The organism is Microbacterium sp. NPDC056044, from assembly GCF_042267145.1.
In the GTDB taxonomy this organism is placed as follows: domain Bacteria; phylum Actinomycetota; class Actinomycetes; order Actinomycetales; family Microbacteriaceae; genus Microbacterium.
Genome location: NZ_JBHJWZ010000003.1, coordinates 361,233 through 380,605, shown reverse-complemented (window position 1 = coordinate 380,605; position 19,373 = coordinate 361,233). Strand labels below are relative to the sequence as shown.

15 protein-coding genes and 3 tRNA genes are annotated in these 19,373 nt (G+C 69.4%); 16 read left to right on the top strand and 2 right to left on the bottom strand.

Annotated elements, in window-relative coordinates; all coding sequences use genetic code 11:
• Positions 1-14: 14 nt before the first annotated feature.
• Entirely contained in the window at positions 15-503 is a 489-nt protein-coding gene (locus ACFC1I_RS10570; protein ID WP_376008720.1) for a YajQ family cyclic di-GMP-binding protein, read from the bottom strand.
• 264 nt (positions 504-767) lie between these two features.
• Between ACFC1I_RS10570 and ACFC1I_RS10565 the strand changes: the two genes are divergently transcribed.
• The 9 genes from ACFC1I_RS10565 to ACFC1I_RS10525 all read left to right on the top strand — a co-directional run bounded on the left by ACFC1I_RS10565 (position 768) and on the right by ACFC1I_RS10525 (position 10,443).
• Positions 768-1,997 (top strand): extracellular solute-binding protein, encoded by a 1,230-nt coding sequence (locus ACFC1I_RS10565; RefSeq protein WP_376008718.1) that lies wholly within the window; start codon positions 768-770, stop codon positions 1,995-1,997.
• An 82-nt stretch (positions 1,998-2,079) separates the two neighbouring features.
• Positions 2,080-3,699: an ABC transporter permease subunit gene (locus ACFC1I_RS10560; RefSeq protein WP_376008716.1), complete on the top strand. Its 1,620-nt coding sequence runs from the start codon at positions 2,080-2,082 to the stop codon at positions 3,697-3,699.
• 115 nt (positions 3,700-3,814) lie between these two features.
• Positions 3,815-4,711, top strand: a complete 897-nt coding sequence (locus tag ACFC1I_RS10555) for a sugar ABC transporter permease (RefSeq protein WP_376009353.1) — start codon at positions 3,815-3,817, stop codon at positions 4,709-4,711.
• Between the two features lie 95 nt (positions 4,712-4,806).
• Positions 4,807-6,714: a glycoside hydrolase family 13 protein gene (locus tag ACFC1I_RS10550; protein ID WP_376008714.1), complete on the top strand. Its 1,908-nt coding sequence runs from the start codon at positions 4,807-4,809 to the stop codon at positions 6,712-6,714.
• Between the two features lie 62 nt (positions 6,715-6,776).
• Entirely contained in the window at positions 6,777-7,685 is a 909-nt protein-coding gene (locus ACFC1I_RS10545; RefSeq protein WP_376008712.1) for a bile acid:sodium symporter family protein, read from the top strand.
• A 64-nt stretch (positions 7,686-7,749) separates the two neighbouring features.
• On the top strand, positions 7,750-8,250 hold the full coding sequence (locus ACFC1I_RS10540) for an FBP domain-containing protein (RefSeq protein ID WP_376008710.1): 501 nt from the start codon (positions 7,750-7,752) through the stop codon (positions 8,248-8,250).
• Positions 8,247-9,158 carry a PfkB family carbohydrate kinase gene (locus ACFC1I_RS10535; RefSeq protein WP_376008707.1) on the top strand — a complete coding sequence of 304 codons (912 nt, stop codon included), beginning with the start codon at positions 8,247-8,249 and terminating at the stop codon, positions 9,156-9,158. Before ACFC1I_RS10540 ends, ACFC1I_RS10535 begins: the two co-directional genes overlap by 4 nt.
• 89 nt (positions 9,159-9,247) lie before the next feature.
• Positions 9,248-9,332 (top strand) — tRNA-Tyr (locus ACFC1I_RS10530).
• 130 nt (positions 9,333-9,462) lie between these two features.
• On the top strand, positions 9,463-10,443 hold the full coding sequence (locus ACFC1I_RS10525; protein ID WP_376008705.1) for a hypothetical protein: 981 nt from the start codon (positions 9,463-9,465) through the stop codon (positions 10,441-10,443).
• Between the two features lie 42 nt (positions 10,444-10,485).
• Here ACFC1I_RS10525 and ACFC1I_RS10520 read toward each other — a convergent pair whose 3' ends face one another.
• A complete protein-coding gene (locus ACFC1I_RS10520; protein ID WP_376008703.1) occupies positions 10,486-12,078 on the bottom strand; it encodes a phytoene desaturase family protein in 1,593 nt (530 codons plus the stop codon).
• A 59-nt stretch (positions 12,079-12,137) separates the two neighbouring features.
• Between ACFC1I_RS10520 and ACFC1I_RS10515 the strand changes: the two genes are divergently transcribed.
• The 7 genes from ACFC1I_RS10515 (at position 12,138) to ACFC1I_RS10485 (ending at position 19,125) form a co-directional block, all read left to right on the top strand.
• Complete coding sequence (locus tag ACFC1I_RS10515; RefSeq protein ID WP_376008701.1) at positions 12,138-12,947, top strand: inositol monophosphatase family protein; 810 nt, start codon at positions 12,138-12,140, stop codon at positions 12,945-12,947.
• 365 nt (positions 12,948-13,312) lie between these two features.
• The gene (locus tag ACFC1I_RS10510) at positions 13,313-14,896 is read left to right on the top strand and encodes a peptidoglycan DD-metalloendopeptidase family protein (RefSeq protein WP_376008699.1); all 1,584 of its coding nucleotides are present in this window, start codon (positions 13,313-13,315) and stop codon (positions 14,894-14,896) included.
• Between the two features lie 63 nt (positions 14,897-14,959).
• Positions 14,960-15,031, top strand: a tRNA-Thr gene (locus ACFC1I_RS10505).
• Positions 15,032-15,065: 34 nt separating this feature from the next.
• Positions 15,066-15,139, top strand: a tRNA-Met gene (locus ACFC1I_RS10500).
• Positions 15,140-15,564: 425 nt separating this feature from the next.
• Entirely contained in the window at positions 15,565-16,968 is a 1,404-nt protein-coding gene (locus tag ACFC1I_RS10495; protein WP_376008698.1) for a glycosyl hydrolase 53 family protein, read from the top strand.
• A 47-nt stretch (positions 16,969-17,015) separates the two neighbouring features.
• On the top strand, positions 17,016-17,951 hold the full coding sequence (locus tag ACFC1I_RS10490) for an AraC family transcriptional regulator (RefSeq protein WP_376008696.1): 936 nt from the start codon (positions 17,016-17,018) through the stop codon (positions 17,949-17,951).
• A gap of 184 nt (positions 17,952-18,135) precedes the next feature.
• Positions 18,136-19,125, top strand: coding sequence for a LacI family DNA-binding transcriptional regulator (locus ACFC1I_RS10485; protein WP_376008694.1), 990 nt, complete (start codon positions 18,136-18,138; stop codon positions 19,123-19,125).
• The last annotated feature ends 248 nt before the right edge of the window (positions 19,126-19,373 follow it).

Here is a 19,373-nt window from a genome sequence, read left to right as displayed (position 1 = left end):
AGAAGGGCGCCGCGTCAGCGGTAGTTGACGAACTGGAGATCCACGTCGAGGTCGGCCGCCTTCAGCAGGCGCTGCACCTCCTGCAGGTCGTCGCGCGACTTCGACTGCACGCGCAGCTCGTCGCCCTGGATCTGCGACTTCACCGACTTGGGGCCCTCGTCGCGGATGATCTTCGAGATCTTCTTCGCGTTCTCGGACGAGATGCCGTCCTTGATCGTCGAGACGATCCGGTACTCCTTGCCGCTGGCGAAGGGCTCGCCCGAGTCGAGGCTCTTCAGCGAGATGCCGCGCTTGATGAGCTTGGACTGGAAGACGTCGAGCACGGCCTTCGCGCGCTCCTCGGTGCTGGCCTTGATGAGCACGGACTCGCCGCTCCACTCGACCGAGGCGCCGGTGCCCTTGAAGTCGTAGCGCTGCTCGATCTCTTTACGGGCCTGGTTGAGGGCGTTCTCCGCCTCCTGGTGGTCGACCTTGCTGACGATGTCGAACGAAGAATCTGCCATGGCGGGCAGTCTATCGGCGGGTGCTGTGGAGCGTGGGAGGACGGATGACGCTGCAAGCGGTTCCACCGGCGCCGCGACGTGCAAGCGGTTCCATGTGAGCGGGGAAAGTCACGGCGAGGTATCGATCCGAACCCGGTGTTGCCATATGCCGTCTGCTGAGTTACAAATGTAAGCGCTTGCATTCGCGAGCGAGAGTCGAACCCGCACCGTCGCGACCGGCAGTGCGGCCGGACTCACTCAGCACTCCAGAGAGGCACTGCACCGATGAAGGTGAACAAGAAGAGCTGGCTCGCGCTCGGCGGTCTCGCCGTCGCGTCGATCGTCCTCGCGGGCTGCGCGGGCAGCGGTGACGACACCGGTTCGACCGACGAGGGCGACGCCACGTCGACGCTGACCGTCTGGGTCGACTCCGAGCGCGTGGACGCGCTGAAGGGCGCGGCTGACGCGTACAGCGAGAAGACCGGCGTCAAGGTCGACCTGGTGGGCAAGGACACCGGCAAGATCAAGGACGACTTCATCCAGCAGGCCCCGACGGGCAAGGGCCCCGACGTGGTCATGGGCGCCCACGACTGGCTCGGCGAGCTGTCGACCAACGGCGTCGTGGCTCCGATCGAGCTCGGCGACACCGCCGGCGACTACCTCCCCGTCGCGCTGCAGGCCTCGACCTACGAGGGCACGACCTACATGCTCCCGTACGCGGTCGAGAACATCGCCATCCTCCGCAACGCCGACATCATCCCTGAGGCGGCCACCAGCTTCGACGACATGATCGCGAAGGGCCAGGCCGCCGGCCTCGCCACCCCGTTCGTCGTCCAGCAGGGCGTCGAGGGCGACCCGTACCACCTCTACCCGTTCCAGACCGCGTTCGGCGCTCCCGTGTTCGGCACCGACGCCGAGGGCAACTACGACCCGACCGACCTGCAGATCGGCAACGAGGGCGGCTTCCAGTTCGCCAACTGGCTCGGTGCGCAGGGCGCCGCGGGCAACTTCAACACCGACGTCGACGGCGACATCGCCAAGACGAAGTTCCTCGAGGGCGAGGCGGCCTTCTGGCTGACCGGCCCGTGGAACGTCGGCGCCGCGACCGACGCCGGCATCAACGTCGCGATCGACCCGATCGCGAGCCCGACCGACGCGCCCGCGCAGCCGTTCGCCGGCGTCAAGGGCTTCTTCGTGAGCTCCGAGTCCGACAACAAGGTCGCCGCGAACGACTTCCTCGTCAACTACATCGGCACCGAGGACGTCCAGCTCGAGCTCTTCAAGGCCGGCAACGTGCTGCCCGCCCTCACCGCTGCTGCCGACACGGCCGCCGCCGACCCGATCATCGCCGGTTTCCAGACCGTCGGTGCCGACGCCGTCCCGATGCCCGCCATCCCCGCAATGGGTGCCGTGTGGCAGTACTGGGGCATCGCCGAGGCCGCCATCATCAACGGTGAGGACCCCACGGCGACGTGGCAGAAGCTCACCGACGACGTGACCGCCGCCATCAAGTAACACCCTGCGGTCCGACGACCGCGACAGGCGACCGGGACGGATGCCGAGGCATCCGTCCCGGTCCCGATGATGAGGATGATCGATGACCGATACTCTCTCGACCGCGACTGACGAGAAGGCCCCGCCGCAGACGCCGAGGCAGCGCAGCGCCGCCCGCACGGCCGATGCCGCCGGCGGCCGCCTGCGCTGGATCGTGCTCAAGATCGTGCTGCTGGCGATCGTCGACGCCGTCGCGCTCTACGCCGTCTTCGTGCTCTTCCTCCACAACGAGTGGCTCGTCCTCGCGCTGGTGACCGGCGTCACGATCCTCGTCAACTGGATCTACTTCTCCCGCAAGCAGATCCCCGGGAAGTACCTGACGCCCGGCATCATCCTGCTCGTCGTCTTCCAGATCTTCACCCTCAGCTACACCGCCTACATCGGCCTCACCAACTACGGCACCGGCCACAACGGCTCGAAGGACCAGGCGATCTCGTCCCTCATGCGGTCCTCGCTCGTCCGCGTCGACGACTCGCCGACGTTCGACGTGACCGTCGTGGAACGCGTCGGCGAGCTCGGCCTGCTGGTGACCGACCCCACCGACGGCGAAGCGTCGCTCGGCACCAACCAGAAGCCGCTCGAATCGGTCGACGCCACGATGGAGGGCGGCAAGGCCGTCGCCGTCGACGGCTGGACCACGCTCACCTTCGCCGACGTGCTGGCCCGCAGCAACGAGGTCGAAGAGCTCGCGGTGCCCTACACCGACGACCCCAACGACGGCGCCATCCGCACGCAGGACGGCCAGAAGGGGTACCTCTACACCTCCACCCTCGTGTACGACGAAGCCGCCGACACGATGACCGACACCGCCACCGGCACGGTCTACACCGACAACGGCGAGGGCGCCTTCACCTCGGAGTCCGGCGAGCAGCTGCTGCCGGGTTGGCAGGTCTTCGTCGGCTTCGACAACTTCGTGCGCGCCCTGACCGACACGGCGATCCGCGGACCGCTGCTGGCGGTGACCGCGTGGACGTTCGTCTTCGCCATCGTCTCGGTGGCCACGACGTTCTTCCTCGGCCTGCTGCTCGCGATGCTCTTCCAGAACAAGCGCATGCGGTTCAAGAACGGGTACCGGATCATGCTGATCCTGCCGTACGCGTTCCCGGCGTTCCTGTCGGCCCTCATCTGGGCGGGCATGATGAACAAGAGCTTCGGCTTCATCAACCAGGTGCTCCTGAACGGCGCCGAGATCGGGTGGCTGACCGACCCCTGGATCGCGAAGTTCTCCGTGCTCCTCGTGAACCTCTGGCTCGGCTTCCCCTACATGTTCCTCGTGTGCATGGGAGCCCTGCAGGGCATCCCCGAAGAGGTCAACGAGGCCGGCGTCATGGACGGCGCGAGCCCGTGGCAGATCTTCCGCCGCATCAAGCTGCCGCTCCTGCTCGTGACGGTGGCGCCGCTGTTGATCGCCTCGTTCGCGTTCAACTTCAACAACTTCAACCTGATCTACATGCTCACCGGCGGCGGGCCGCGGTTCTCGGACACCGCGATACCCGCGGGGCACACCGACCTCTTGATCTCGATGGTCTACAAGGTCGCCTTCACGGGGCAGAACCGCGACTACGGCCTCGCGTCGGCCTTCACGATCCTGATCTTCATCGTGGTCGCCGTCATCGCGGTGATCAGTTTCCGCAAGACCAAGGCCCTCGAGGAGCTGAACTGACATGTCGGATTCCCAGGACCGCCTCGCCCACCCCGACAAGACCGTGACCCGGAACGCGAGCCTCGCCGTCGCCGGCGGCAGTGCCGCCGAGCAGTTCGAGACCGCCGCACCCGGCATGGCGCCGTCGCCGCGCGCCGAGCGGCCGGCGCGCCGTCGCCCGTTCGGCCGCTGGTTCGCCGACACCGGCTGGCGTCACGTCGTCGCGATCGTCGTGTCGGCGTTCGCGATCTTCCCGCTGCTGTACGTGCTGTCGGCGTCGCTCAACCCGAGCGGCACCCTCACCGGCACCAACCGGCTTTTCTCCGAGATCGGCCTGGACAGCTACATCCGCATCCTGACCGACCCGCAGATCCCGTATCCGCAGTGGTTCCTCAACACCATGATCGTGGCCGTGATCACCGGATTCACGATGGTGTTCATCGGCGCCCTCGCCGCGTACGCCTTCTCGCGCATGCGCTTCATGGGCCGCCGCGTGGGCCTCATCACGATCGTGGTCGTGCAGATGTTCCCGCAGATGCTCGCGGTCGTGGCGATCTTCCTCATGTTCAGCGCCATCAGCGACTGGTTCCCGGCGATCGGCCTCAACACGCTGAGCGGCCTGATCCTCATCTACCTCGGCGGCGCGCTGGGCGTGAACACCTACCTGATGTACGGCTTCTTCAACACGATCCCGAAGGAGCTCGACGAGGCGGCGAAGATCGACGGCGCGGGTCACGCCCGCATCTTCTTCACGATCATCCTCCGCCTGGTCGCTCCGATCCTCGCGGTCGTCGGCCTGCTGTCGTTCATCGGCATCGTGAACGAGTACATGATCGCGAGCGTCCTGCTCATCGATCCCGACAAGCAGACGCTCGTCGTCGGTCTCACGAAGCTCGTGTCGAACCCGCGCTACGCGGACTGGTCGGGCTTCGCCGCGGGCGCGGTCATGGCCGCGATCCCCGTCGTGATCGTGTTCCTGCTGCTGCAGAAGTACATCGTCGGCGGCCTGACCGCGGGCGCCACGAAGGGCTGATCGACTCACGCCCATCGCAGAGGGGATGCCGCGGCATCCCCTCTGCGATGATCGAGGCGAGCACCGCCACCGCCCGCCTGACGAAAGGCCGAGCCATGACGACCCTCCTGCCTCACCACGACGGCTCGCCGCTGTACGTCTCGAGCCACGCGCCGCAGCTCGGCGACACGGTCACCGTGCGGCTGCGTGTGCCGGCCGGCTACGGGCCGCTGGCCGCGGTCCGCACGCGCTCGAATCCCGATCACGAGCCGGAATGGACGGATGCTGCGCCCCTGGGCACAGCGGACGGCTGGGACTGGTGGGAGGCCCCGGTCTCGGTCCGCAACCCGCGGCACGGCTACCGCTGGGTGCTCGTGCACGAGGACGGGCGCGTCGAGTGGCTGAACCAGACCGGCCTGCACACGATCGAGACGCTCGACGCCGAGGACTTCGCCCTCGTCGCCTACCCGGCGCCGCCCGCGTGGCTCACCGACTCGGTGATGTACCAGGTGTTCCCCGACCGCTTCGCGCGGTCGACGCAGGCCGATGCGCACCCGACGCCGGACTGGGCGATCCCGGCGGCCTGGGACGACCCGGTCGATCCTGTCGTGCCGGCGCGCTCGCAGCAGTTCTACGGCGGCGACCTCGACGGCGTCATCGAGAAGCTCGACCACCTCGTCGCACTCGGCGTCAACCTGCTCTACCTGACGCCGATCTTCCCGGCCGCGTCCAACCACCGCTACGACGCGTCGAGCTTCGACCGCGTCGACCCGCTGCTCGGCGGCGATGAGGCGTACATCCGGCTGATCGAAGCGGCGCATGGCCGCGGCATCCGTGTCATCGGAGATCTCACGAGCAACCACTCGGGCGATCGGCACGAGTGGTTCCAGGCGGCGCTCGGACACCCCGGTGCGCCGGAGGAGGAGTTCTACTACTTCACGGATGCCGCGAACACGCGGTACGAGTCGTGGCTCGGGGTGCCGTCGCTGCCCAAGTTCAACTGGGCGTCGCAAGAACTGCGGTCCCGGTTCGTCGAGGGGCCGGACTCGGTCGTCGCGAAATGGCTGAAGCCGCCGTACTCGGCCGACGGCTGGCGCATCGACGTCGCGAACATGACCGGGCGCCTCGGCGCCGTCGACCTCAACGCCGAGGTTCGCCAGCTGCTGCGCCGCACGATGATCGAGATCAACCCCGACACGATCCTGCTGGGGGAGTCGACCAACGACGCCGCGAGCGACCTGCAGGGCGACGGCTGGCACGGTGCGATGACGTACCCGTCCTTCACGCGTCCGGTGTGGGGGTGGCTGTCCGAGCCGACGCACGCGCCCTACCTCACCTACGACGGTCGAGAGGCGACCGAGCCGTGGTTCTTCACCCAGCCGATCGGCGGCATCCCGCGCTACACGGCGCGCCAGTTCGTCGACGCCGTGGTGCGCTTCACCGCCGGCATCCCCTGGCGCGTGCGCCTCGGCAACATGCAGCCGCTCGACACGCACGACACCGGGCGGTTCGCCACCAACGCGGCGCCGGGGACGGTGCCGGTCGCTGCGGGCCTCATGATGACGCTGCCGGGTCTTCCCGTGATCTTCGCGGGCGACGAGTTCGGTCTCGTCGGCGTGGACGGCGAGGCGAGCCGGACCCCGATCCCGTGGGGCACGGAGGGCGAGCCCGTGGTCGCCGACCGCCTCGCGCTCTATCGCGAGCTCGTCGCGCTGCGTCACGCGCACCCGGTGCTGTCGACCGGGGGCCTGCGCTGGGTGCACGTCGACGACGAGTCGGTCGTCTTCGTGCGCGAGGCGGTGGACGAGACGCTGCTCGTGCTGGCGGCGAAGGGCGACGCGGATGCCGAGATCCCGGCGGGCGCCGCGCCGGGTGCCGCAGAGGCCGAGGCCCTCTTCGGCGAGGCGACGCTCGCGGTCGCCGACGACGGTTCGGTGCTGCTGTCGGCCGACGGCCCCGCGTTCGCCGTGTGGCGGCTCGCGGGCGTCGAGGTGCCCGCACCTGAGCAGGTCGAGTCCACCTGACGTCGGCGTGGGCTGTGGACAACCCGTGACACGCAGTCGCATCGTTTGGCACACTGAGTCCCATGTCAGCGATGACCACCATCGGCCTGCCCGTGGCCCTCGGAATCATCATGTTCGGGCTCGGCCTGAGCCTCACCCTCGGCGACTTCGCCCGCGTCCTCAAGCAGCCGAAGGCGGTGATCGTCGCGCTGCTGTGCCAGCTCGTGCTGCTGCCGCTCATCTGCTTCGGCCTCGTGCTCGCGTTCCAGCTGCCGCCGATCCTCGCGGTCGGCATGATGATGCTCGCGGCGTCGCCGGGCGGCACCACCGCCAATCTCTACAGCCACCTGTTCCGGGGCGATGTGGCCCTGAACATCTCGCTCACGGCGGTGAACTCGGTGATCGCCGTGTTCACGCTGCCGATCATCACGAACCTCGCGATCCTCTACTTCAACCCGTTCGACGACCAGCTCGGACTCCAGTGGGCGAAGACGCTCGAGGTGTTCGCGATCGTGCTGCTGCCCGTCGCGCTCGGCATGATCGTGCGGCGCTTCTGGCCGCGCTTCGCGAAGGCGATGGACAAGCCGGTGCGCATCGCGTCGGTCATCATCCTCGTCGTCGTGATCGCCGGAGCCGTCGCGCAGAACTGGGCGCTGCTGGTCGAGAACTTCGGCCGACTCTCGCTCATCACGATCGCGTTCTGCCTCATCAGCCTCACGGTCGGCTACTTCGCGCCGCGGCTGGTCAGGGTGGGCAAGCGCCAGTCGATCGCGTCGTCGTTCGAGATCGGCATCCACAACGCGACGCTCGCGATCGTCATCGCGCAGACGGTGCTCGGCTCGGTCGAGCTGTCGCTGCCGGCAGCCGTCTACGGCGTGCTGATGTTCTTCATCGCGTTCGGCTTCGGCTTCCTGATCCGAGACCGTTCGGGCGCCGCCGACGCGTCCCAGCCCGACCCGGTCGACGACACCGCCGCCCCCGCCGCCCGCTGACGCGGGCGGGCGTGGGGTGGCGGCATCCGTCGTCCTTCGTAGACTGGGCGGGCGAGGAGGTGCCATGCGCCCACTGACCGAAGACGAGTTGCGTTCCGCGTTCGTGAACGCCTCCGCCGACGAGCTGCGGCTCGTCACCCTGCCCCACGACTTCGTCCTCACCGACTGGGATCACCTCGACTTCCTGGCGTGGCGCGACCCGCGCACGCGCGGCCGGGGCTATCTGGTCGCCGAGATCGACGGCGAACCCGCCGCCATCGTGCTGCGCGGCGCGGAGGGCTCGTCCCACGCGCGCGCGGCGCTGTGCAACCTGTGCCACACGATGCAGCCTGCCGACCAGGTCACCATGTACACGGCGCGCAAGGCCGGTGAGGCCGGTGTTCACGGCGACAGCGTGGGCACGTACATCTGCGCCGACCTGTCGTGCCACGAGAACGTGCGCCTCGCGCCGCCGCTGGCGCCGAACGAGGTGCGCGCGAGCGTCGACATGAAGATCGACGGCACGCGCCGGCGCACCGAGGCGTTCGTCGGCCGCGTGCTCGAGACCGCGGGGGTGCCCAGGTGACCGTCGTCGTCGTGGGCGATGCGCTCATCGACGAGCTGCGCGACGACCACGGCGTGCGCGAGTTCGTCGGGGGAGCCGCGCTCAACGTCGCGGTCGGCCTCGCCCGGCTCGGCGTGCCCGCGACCCTCGTCGCGATGCTGGGCGACGACGAGCCGGCCTCGCGCGTGCGGCGCTACCTCGCCGACTTCGGCGTCGAGCTGATCGCGACGCCGTCGCTGCTCGGCACGGCACGCGCCGTGAGCACGCGGTCCGGTGCGGGGGAGCCCGTGTACGAGTTCAACGAGGCGTCGCAGCGCCGTCGGATCCGGTTCGGCGAGGTCGAGCGCCAGGCTTTCGCCGATGCCGACCTCGTGGTCGTGAGCTGCTTCGCCTTCGACGACGCCGAGCAGGCCGTGGAGCTGGCCGACGCGATCGCGGGGGCCGAGGCATCCGTCGCGGTCGATCCCAACCCCCGTACGGGCATGATGCACGACAAGGACGCGTTCGTGCGCGGCTTCGAGGCCCTCGCGGCCGGTGCGGCTCTCGTCAAGGTCGGGGAGGACGACGCCGCGCTGCTCTACGACGAGAGACTCGACGCGCTGCGCGCCCGCCTGATCGACCTCGGTGCCCGCGCCGTGCTGGCGACGGAGGGCGCCGCCGGCGCCACGATCGAGGCCGGCGGCATCGTCGTGACGCGGCCGATCTCGAACCTGCCGGGCCGCATCGTCGACACGATGGGCGCGGGCGACGCCGCCTTCGCCGCCACGGTCGCGGCGCTGGTGGCGGGCGCGCCCGACACCAGCGAGGGCTGGGACGCCGTGCTGGTCTCGGCGATGGATGCCGCTGCCGCGACGTGCAGTTTCGAGGGGGCGCTGCTGCGCACCCCGAGCGCCCTCGAGACCGTCGATCTGGACCACATCGGCACCTGAGCCGCGTCGATTTCTACCCTCGCGGATCTACGCGTACTATGGTGAATCGCGCCTCCGGTCGTCTGGAAAAGTCGGACGGGTGCGCACCTGGCGAGTTACCCAAGCGGCCAAAGGGATCTGATTGTAACTCAGCTGTCATCGACTTCGGGGGTTCGAATCCCTCACTCGCCACCATTTCGAAAGCGCCCCGCACCGCGGGGCGCTGCGTGGTTCCGGCGCCTCCGCGATCGGCTCCCACGCGCCGCCGGTCCGCGTGTCAGGATGGGCGGTGCAGGCACTCCGCCCGCGTCACGAGAGGAACGCCATGACTGCGCCCGACCCGTATGCGACGCCCGCTCCGAGAGCGGAAGCGGGGCGGACGGATGCCTCGTCCTCGCCCTTGCTCCGGGCCGCGATCTGGGTGGCGATCGGCGCCCTCATCGCCGCCGCGCTGGTCTGCGTGGTCTGGGTGCTCATCGGCGGGCAGAACGGACTCATCGGACGGGCGTTCCTGACGATCCTGCTGCTGGCCGCGTTCGCCGGCGTCGCCCTGCTCGACGCCCACCTCGCGCCGCGGCGCCCGGCGTGGTTCGCGCTCGCGAGCATGGCCTCGTGGATCATCGCGCTCCTGCTGGGAGCGATCATGATCTGGATGCCGGAGCGGTATCACTGGATCGGATTCACGAAGTTCATCGACTTCCTGCTGATCGTGCTCATCCTGCAACTGGTGCTGCTGCACGTGCGCCTGTACATCAAGGCCTTCCAGCGTCACGACACGGCCTTCACCCGCACCGTGGTCGTCATCACGATCGCCCTCGTGGTGGGGCTCGCGGCGCTCCTGATCATTCCGCTGGCGTTCGGCGAGTGGCTGTACTTCGCCGACATCTACTGGCGCATCGTGGTCGCCGTCGCGATCCTGGCGGCCGTCGGCACGGCGCTCGTGCCGCTCGTGAACGTGTTGTTCGCGCCCAAGAAGCCCCGCGCCCACGCCGCGTATCCCGTGCTCGCGGCGCCCACGGCCGTTGCTCCCGCCGCCGGTCCGGCCGCACACGAGCTGCTGCCCTGGCCGACGTACGTCGACGCGGTGACGCCGCTGCCGATGCTGCCCGACGGCTCGCCGGACTGGAACGCGTACTACACCGGCTACCCGTCGCCCGGCGCGCACGTCTTCGCGCGGCTCGAGCCGGCGACTCCCGCGGAGCTGAGCGCACCCGCACCCGCCGAGCCGGCTCCGCCGCAGCCGCCGACGAACCAGCCTGGGTACGAGGGCTACCCGCCGCCCCCGCCGCTGCCACCGCGCCCCTGACCGCGAGCCGGGCCGGACCGCGTCATCCAGGCAGATGCCGGGTCAGCGCGCGAGCAGCTCGAGCGCGGCCATCGCGGCGCTGTGTCCGCCGAGGCCGCTGACCGCGCCGCCGCGGCGCGCGCCCGACCCGCACAGCAGCACGTTCGGGTGCGCGGTCGCCACACCCCACCGCTGTGCGGGCGTGTCGAGCGGCTCGTCTTCGCCGGCCCACGGCCACGAGAGCGGTCCGTGGAAGATGTCGCCGCCGGCCATTCCCAGCGAGGCCTCGAGATCCGCCGTGGTCCGCGCCTCGACGCACGGCGTGCCGTCCGGAGCCTCGTAGACGCAGTCGGCGAGGGGCTCGGCCAGCACCGTGTCGAGCGAACGCTGGGCGGCGTCGAGCAGCGCTGAGCGCGCAGCATCCGTGTCCCGTCCCTCGATCAGGCGATGCGGCACCTGCAGGCCGAACAGGGTCAGGGTCTGCGCACCCGAGGCGCGTAGCTCGGCGCCGAGGATCGTCGGGTCGGTGAGGGAGTGGCAGTAGATCTCGGCGGGGAGGGGATCAGGGATGCTGCCACCCGCCGCCGCCCGGTACGCGTCGTCGAGCTGGGTCATGGTCTCGTTGACGTGGAAGGTTCCGGCGAACGCGGCCTCGGGTGCGACGCGGTCGTCGCGCAGGCGGGGGAGCCGGCGCAGGAGCATGTTGACCTTGAGCTGGGCGCCTTCGGGCGCGGCTGTGTCGTCGCCGGGCGTGGCTGCGCCGCCGGCGGCGAGGAGGCGCGCGAGCACCGCGGGGCCGACGCCGCTCAGCACCAGCCGCGCGTGCGGGGCGGCGCCGCCCGCGACGGCGACCTCGCCGTCCGGCGTCACCGCGGTCACCTCGGCGCCGGTGCGCAGCTCGGCGCCCGCCTCGCGCGCAGCGCGCGACAGCTCCGCCGTCACGTGGCCCATGCCGCCGACGGGCACGTCCCAGTGCCCGGTGCCGCCGCCGATCACGTGATACAGGAAGCAGCGGTTCTGACGCAGGCCCGCGTCGTCGGCCGAGGCGAACGTGCCGATGAGGCCGTCGGTGAGGGCGATGCCCCGGGCGATGTCGGTGTCGAGCGACGACCGGAGCACCTCTCCGAGTGGCCGTTCGAAGAGGTCCGACCAGAGGCGGTCGTCGCCGAGGTCCGACCGTACCTCCTGTTCGCGGCGGAGCGGCTGCGTCGTCGACGGGAAGAGGAGACGGGCGACGGGGGCGATCCGGTCGGCGAAGTCGGCGAACCGCGCCGCCTCGCCCGGGCCTCCTGTCACGCGGGTGAACGATTCGGCGGTGGCCGCCGCATCCGCCGTATCGATCAGGATGCCGCGCGACGGCGCCGCGGGATCAGGCGTATAGGAGGAGTATCGGCGCCGGAGCAGACGGATGCTGAGGCCCAGGTCGTCGATGATGCGCTGCGGCAGCAGGCTGACGAGGTAGGAGTAGCGCGAGAGCCGGGCATCGACACCGGCCCACGGGCGCTCCGACACCGCCGCGCCGCCGACGTGGTCGAGCCGCTCCAGCACGACCACCGAGTGCCCGGCCCGGGCCAGGTACGCGGCCGCGACGAGGGCGTTGTGACCGCCGCCGACGATCGCGACGTCGTAGCGGGAGGGGCGGGCGGCAGCGACCATGGGTCCACGCTACCCAGGACGGTTGCGCCGGTCCCGTGCGGCTTCGTTACCGTGGAGGCATGAGCCTCGAGCACGACCTCGAATCCCTTGCCATCGACATCGCCCGCGAAGCCGGGGAGCTCGCGCGGACGCGCCGCGATGCCGGCGTCGCGATCGCCGCGACCAAGACGGCCCTCGCCGACATCGTGACGGAGGCCGACCGCGAGGTCGAGGCGCTGATCCGCGCGCGGCTGACCGCGGCCCGGCCCGACGACGGGTTCCTCGGAGAGGAGACCGGCGGCGACCGCGGCGCGAGCGGCGTGACGTGGGTGGTCGATCCGATCGACGGCACCGTCAACTACGCCTACGGGATCCCGTCGTACGCCGTCAGCATCGCCGCGGTGCGGGGTGAGCCGACGCCCGGCGAATGGGAGGCGCTGGCCGGCGTCGTGTACACCCCGGTGCTCGGCGAGATGTTCCACGCCGCCCGCGGCGAGGGCGCGTGGCTCGGTGTGAACCGGCTCGCGGTCAACCCCGAGGTCGGGGGAGCGGGTGCGCTGCTGGCGACGGGGTTCGGCTACGACCCGGCGACGCGGCCCGGCGACATCGAGCTCATCGGCCGGGTCATGCCCGCGGTGCCCGCGCGCGACCTGCGTCGCGGCGGTTCGGCGGCGAGCGACCTCGCGTACGTCGCCGCGGGCCGCCTCGACGGGTACTTCGAGCGCGGGCTCGCGCCGTGGGACCTCGCGGCAGGGTCGCTGCTCGTCACCGAGGCGGGTGGCCGCTTCGGCCGCGCCCAGCCCGACGGCGGGTGGCGCGAGCCCCTCGTCGTCGCGGCGACTCCGGCCATCTTCGACCGTCTCGCCGAGGCAGCCGGACTCGGGTCATGAGAGCGTTCTCATTCAATCCTCATGAAACGCGCGTCATGAAATCCGAGCCGTACATGGCATTCCCAGGGCGCCCGGGGTAGGGTTTACCCGATCGTTACCTTCGCCGCCCGAACCGGCGGAGGTACTCTTTGCCCGAAGACCGCCTTGTCGCGAACCCCCCCCGTCGCGGCACGACCCGAGAGCCCGCTTCCGCTTTGCCTTTCGACGCCCCCCAGGCCGGATCTGCGCCCACACGGCGATCCAGTCGACCCTCCGCAGCGCCTGCTCTGGCGACGCCGGAGACTCCCGGGGCAGGCCGTGCGACCGCGCGGCGTCAGGCGGCGAGCACCGCTCCCGAGCGTCCCGCGGTGGTGTGGGGTCGTCCCGTGGACGCGAAGGCGACGGATGCTGCGGCCACCCGCGTGGCGAAGCCCGAGGCCACGTCGTACCTGACGTCCGCCCCTGAGGCCGCCGCGCCCGCCGCCCCGGCGCCGTCGTCGGTGGAGCTCCCGGTCGCATCCGAGCCCGTCGTCGAGCCCCGCGTCTCGCGCACCCGTGCTCGTTCGTCCGCCGCTGTCTCGGCCCCTGCCGCGCCCGTCGTCGAGCACGTGAGCCGTCGCGCGCGCCGCGCGCAGACAGGCGCACAGCCCGTCGCGGTCGTCCCGCCGATCGCCCCTGTCGCTCCCGCCGAGCCCGAGCGTCCCGCTGCCGCCTTCGAGGCCGAGCTGCCGACCCGCGAAGAGCCGGCGCCGCTGCTCGACGCCGTGCTCGCTCCGGCCGAGCCGTTCGAGCTTCTCGAGCCTGTCGCAGTGGCCGAGGCGCCCGCCTCCACCACAGCCGTCCCCGCCCCAGCCTCGGAGGAGACGCCCGCTGAGGCCGCCTCCACGTGGACGGCCGACACCTTCGCAGAGCACCGTGCGGCCGAGGCCCCCGCGCCCGTCGCGTCGACGGTGCCCGAGGTCGAGGTCGCCGAGCCGCAGACGACCGCAGAGCCCCGGGTCTCGCGCGCGCGCACCGAGCGCCCCCGCACCGAGCGGATCGAGCCCTTGACCGGCCCGATTCCTCAGCCCGCAGCATCCGGAGTCGACGAGTTCGAAGCCGCATCGCGCCTCTTCTCCTTCACCGGCGAGACCCCCGTCCAGCAGCCCGCGGCCGAGGCGCAGGCCGAAGCCGGGACTGCGGCCGCCCCGCACACGGCGCCGCGCCGCGCGCAGGCCCGTCGCGGCAGCGCCTTCAAGCGCGTCGCCACCGCGTCGTTCTCGATCGGCGTCTTCGGCATCGTCGGTCTCATGGCCGTCGGCATGACGACGCCGGCCGAAGCGGTCGCGGCCGTGAACGGAACGGATGCCTCGCTCTCGGTGCTCGCCGCGGCCGATGACTCCGTGCCCGTCATCGACGAGGCGGAGATCCAGGCCTACGTCGCTCCCGGCGACGCGCAGAGCGACATGCTGCAGCGCACCGAGAACTACTCGACGACGACGACGGCTCAGCTCGCGTCCGAGGCCGGCATCAGCAACTTCTCGAACCTGTTCCACAACAACCCGAACTCGAACATCCAGTGGCCCTTCGCGGTCGGTGTGACGATGTCGTACGGGTTCGGCATGCGCTCCGGCCGCATGCACGAGGGCATCGACTTCACGCCCGGCAACGGCGCGCCGGTGCAGGCGATCGCCGACGGCACCGTCCGCATCGCCTCGGAGGCCGGCGGCGCCTACGGCGTGCACGTCACCATCGACCACATCGTCGACGGGCAGCTGGTCTCGAGCCACTACGCGCACATGCAGTACGGATCGCTGCAGGTCAGCCCCGGCCAGCACGTGACGGTCGGCACGGTCATCGGCCGCACCGGCAACACCGGACGCTCGTACGGCGCTCACACGCACTTCGAGATCCTCAAGAACGGCACCACCGCCATCGACCCGTGGCCGTGGCTGCAGGAGTACACCGACGGGACCCACACGGTGGGTTGAGCCGGTTCGGAAGGATGCCGCGGCTCTGGTATCCTCTTCTAGTTGCCTGCTTGCGGGCAGCACGCCCCGATAGCTCAGTGGCAGAGCACTTCCATGGTAAGGAAGGGGTCGTCAGTTCAATCCTGACTCGGGGCTCGCAGCATCCACATCGTGACCGTCGGATGCGTATGGCGGGGTAGCTCAGTTGGTGAGAGCGCACGACTCATAATCGTGAGGTCGCGGGTTCAAGCCCCGCTCCCGCTACAGATCAGAACCCCCGGAATTCCGGGGGTTTTCTGGTTTGCACGCTCGGCGCGCCACAGTGATTCGGCGCTAGCCACAAATTTCCCCTAAGTTCTCGGCCCAGCTGTTCGTGACCTCCTCGTGGAGGGGACCGAGGTCGGCCGTCGGCCACACCTTTCCTGTGAGGTGAGCGGCAGCATCGCGGACGGTCACCAGGCGACGATGAGGCAGATCCACGTTTCGCACGCGTATCGCCGCGAGCTCATCCCACCGGACACCGGTGTGCGCGAGCATGGCCAATAGGTCACCCAACTCGGCGGATGCGTCAACGAGAACTGCGATCGGCGGCATCCCGTCCTCGTCTCGAGCGGAGCGCTTCCGCAACGGAAAGGCGAAGTGATCAATACGGTGCTAGTCCTCCACAACCTCGTCCTACCCGGTCACGCGTGCGCAAGCTGATGATCGGGGGAGGCATGCAACGGGTGCCAGAGCAAAGGAGAATGACGATGACGTCAGGCGCAAACACTGTGGGGCCGGTCGAAGGCAACGGCATCAGCCGCCGCGGGTTCATGATCGGCGCGGCCGCCTCCGGAGCTGTGCTCGCAGGGATGGCTACCCCGGCCGCGCACGCGGCTCGCGGCGGCGACCGACACGATTCTCCGCGCTCGTTCCGCAATGCCCTGTCTATCAGCCCGTTCACTGCGGCATTGCTCGCAGCAGGGGTGGCTTACACGGACGGCGTTCGCACCGTCGATAGTCTGGAAGGTGTTCAGCGCCTGTTCATGAGGCATGGGGCTAACGAGGTGTTCGCGCGAATCGCTACCCGACGCGATGCGCTGCAGGCTCCAGATGCGGAGCACGGGTTCAAGATGGGCCTGGAGAAGGCGCGTCTCGCGCGAAAGCTGGATCTGCCCTTCAATCCCGAACTCGGGCTATGGAACGTGTACGGCGATATCTCGCATCAGCCCGGCCCGGACTTCGCGGGCTACCCCCAGATCCGGCTGCCAGGACCATGGGAGTCGCTGACCCTCGCGGAGATGACGAGGGCTATGCGTGAGTACGGCTCACGCGTCGCCGAGCAGGTGCTGCGCACCGGTGCGAAGGTGAACATCTGGGATCTCGGCAACGAGGTCGAGTTCGGCGTCGCCGGCGTGGCGGTGCGGAGCTTCACCTCCGAGACGTCGTACTGGAGTTACGCCGCACCGGATGCGGTCGACCCGGAGATCGGCAGGATGGATGCGTTCCAGCTGTTCGGCAGGCCCGATCGCGTCGAGTGGCTGCGCGCGCACCTCTGGCCGTACGTCGCGGCGATCTTCACCGCCGTCGCAGAAGGAGTGCGCAAGGTTGACCGCGGAGCAAAGTTCAGCACACACACGAGCACCGTCGCCCTCCAGGTGCCCGGACTGTTCGATGCCTTCTACCGGGCGATGGCCGACTTCGGCTTCGATGTGGCAGAGCTCGGCGTCTCGTTCTATCCGACCGCAGCCACGAGCGGGAATGCACTGACCGAGTTCCAGGCGACCGCGACGGCCGCGAGCGCCAAGTACGGCAAGAAGGTCTTCATCGCCGAGGTGGGATATCCGTCGGGGACCATGGGGCCGCCCTTCGCCTGGAACAACCCGGTGCCCGGCTACCCTGCGGATTCCGACGGCGAGTTCCGCTTCTACCGCGATCTCACGGCGTGGGGCGCCGGCAGCGGAGTCCTCGCCGGTATCCGGCCATGGGCGCCGGACTACACAGCCGGCGGCTGGCAGCCGATGAGCCTCTTCGCCCCTCAGGGGGCAGTCGCGGTCGCCGAACCCGCGATCGGGGCGATTCGTGAGGGCCTCGTCATCGCCGGCGCCGCTTGACGTCTGCCGCGGTGACCCTGATGGCTAGCGCGTGCTAGCGTATTCGCGTGCGCAATGAAGCCATGCCGGTAGGCCCCCGCATCGCGGATAGGGACCCGCTCGTCGAGGATGTCGGGGGAATGGTCCACCTTCGCACCGGGCTCCCGGTATATGCGGGTGTCCATCACCATGAGGAGTGGTATCCGACGCACGCACACTCCTTCCTCGAAATCTTGCTCGTTCTCGGTGGGAGCGGACTGCACGAGTGTTTCGTCGGCCGCACGCTCTTGCGGCGGGGAGACGCGCTGATCATTCCTCCCGGTATCGCCCACTCGTACGCGCAGTGCCGAGGCCTCACGGTGCTCAACTGCGGTATCAGCAGGTCGCTGCTGCACGATGAGTTGGCGTGGGTGAGCCGCGACCCCGCGATGGGCGCGCTGGTGAATCAGGATCGCGAACAGGTGGGCGTGTCGACGCTGCGGCTGGATACGCGATCACTGAACGACTGTGCCGCGCCACTGCACCATATTGCCGGTCTTCCCTATTCCGACCACGCCAGCAAGGCTGACGCCATTGCACAGCTCCTCATCTTCTTCGCTGCCTTGGCCCGCGCGGTGGGTGCCGGCTCACGCGAACCTGCGCCATCTCCACCCCTGCTGGTGGCGGAGGCCGCGCGGCTGCTGCGGTCGGATCTTGGGCGCGAGTGGAACCTGGGCGATCTCTCAGGCGCCCTATTCGTCACCCCCGAGCATTTGGTCAGGCGGTTCCGTGCGGCGATGGGGCAGCCGCCGCTCGCTTACCTTTCGCGTCTGCGTGCTGAGGCTGCCGCGCGGCTGTTGATTGCTTCTGACCTGCCCGTGGGAGTAATCGGAGCGCAAGTGGGTTGGGCGGACGCGAGTCACTTCTCCCGGCGCTTCCGGGCGGAGTTCGGCATCGCGCCCAGGGCCTATCGCCAGGTGCATCATGCGGGAGGGGCGTTGCAGCTCGCCCCTGCCCGGAGCTGACACTGGCGCCGATCCTGAACGGCGGCTCCGGCGCGTGGCGAACGCCCGGATGACGGAGGCTCTCGGCGGTTTGACACGCCGACGTCACCACTTGGGTGTTGCGGACCTCCGCCCGCGACCAGCCGCCTGATCAACGGCATCTCGAGCGTCGCCGACACTGGGTGGGCGTGACAGAGTGGAGATCATGAGCGGTGATGTGGCGAAGCGAGTGACGGCGGCTGATGTCGCGCGGTCCTTGGGCTTGTCGCGGGCAACCGTGGGGTTCGCGCTGAACAACACTCCGGGGCAGTCGATCTCGGCGGCGACGACGAACCGTGTGCTGGCGGAAGCGAAGCGTCTCGGGTACCGGCCACATACGGCGGCGCGTGCTCTGGCGAGCGGCCGGAGCCGGATCGTATTGCTGGTGCTGCCGGAATGGCCGCTGGACCACAGCATGCGTGTGCATCTCGACGAGGCGTCGCTGATGCTGGACCGGGCTGGCTATTCGCTGGTTACCATGACCCCGCATCCCGATGGTCATGCCGCCCCACTGTGGGAGACGCTTGCACCGGACGTCGTCTTTGCCTTCTCGGCGCTGCCGGACGAGCAGTTCGACGCGATCGTCGCGACCGGCGCGAAGACGCTGGTGCCGGGCCGTGGCGCCGCGGGGGAGATCGAGCGCGGGCTGAGTTTCGCCGATGGGCCAAGGCTGCAGGTGCAGCGGCTCGTAGAGCGTGGCTGTCGCCGGATCGTGTTCGCGGGCACCAGTGACTCACGGCTCGCAGGTCTGGTCGCCCAGCGTCTTGCTCTCACCGAGGCGACGATGCTGGATCTCACCGGCGGGCAGCTGGAAGGTCGCGCCGACTTGAACGCGGTTAACGCGACAACGGTGCTCGCAGGCTGGCTCGCAGACGGTGTCGACGGGATCGTAGCGTACAACGATGACATCGCCGCGCTCGTGATCAGCACCGCTGTCCGCAGCGGTGTGCGGGTGCCGGAGGACATCGCGCTCATCGGTCACGATGACACCCCGCTTGCATCGCTCACCGTCCCCTCGCTGACGACTATCCGAGTGGACGTCGCAGGTCTCGGAAGATTTCTTGCGGAGCTAGCGCTCAGTGAGGTCAATGGCACCGCACGACCCGGCGCTACAGTGGACGTTCGCGCCGTGCTGGTGCCGCGCGAAAGCGCCTGACCATCCCGTGCCGTCGTCCCGTCTGGACGACCTCAACTCTCAATCGGGGCCATCTGATCCGTTCGACCGTTGATGTTGTGTCGCTGCGGACCTGCGCTCCACGGGCGCAAGAAGAACAGCCATCGACCGGGTGCGCGGCCGGTGCCGGAGTACCCGAAAGCGTAACGAGGAACGACCCGATGCGCCAGTCGGGCAACGGGCGGCGCCGCGATATTCGGATTCGGCTTTGCGCAGTGTTCCTTCCTTGT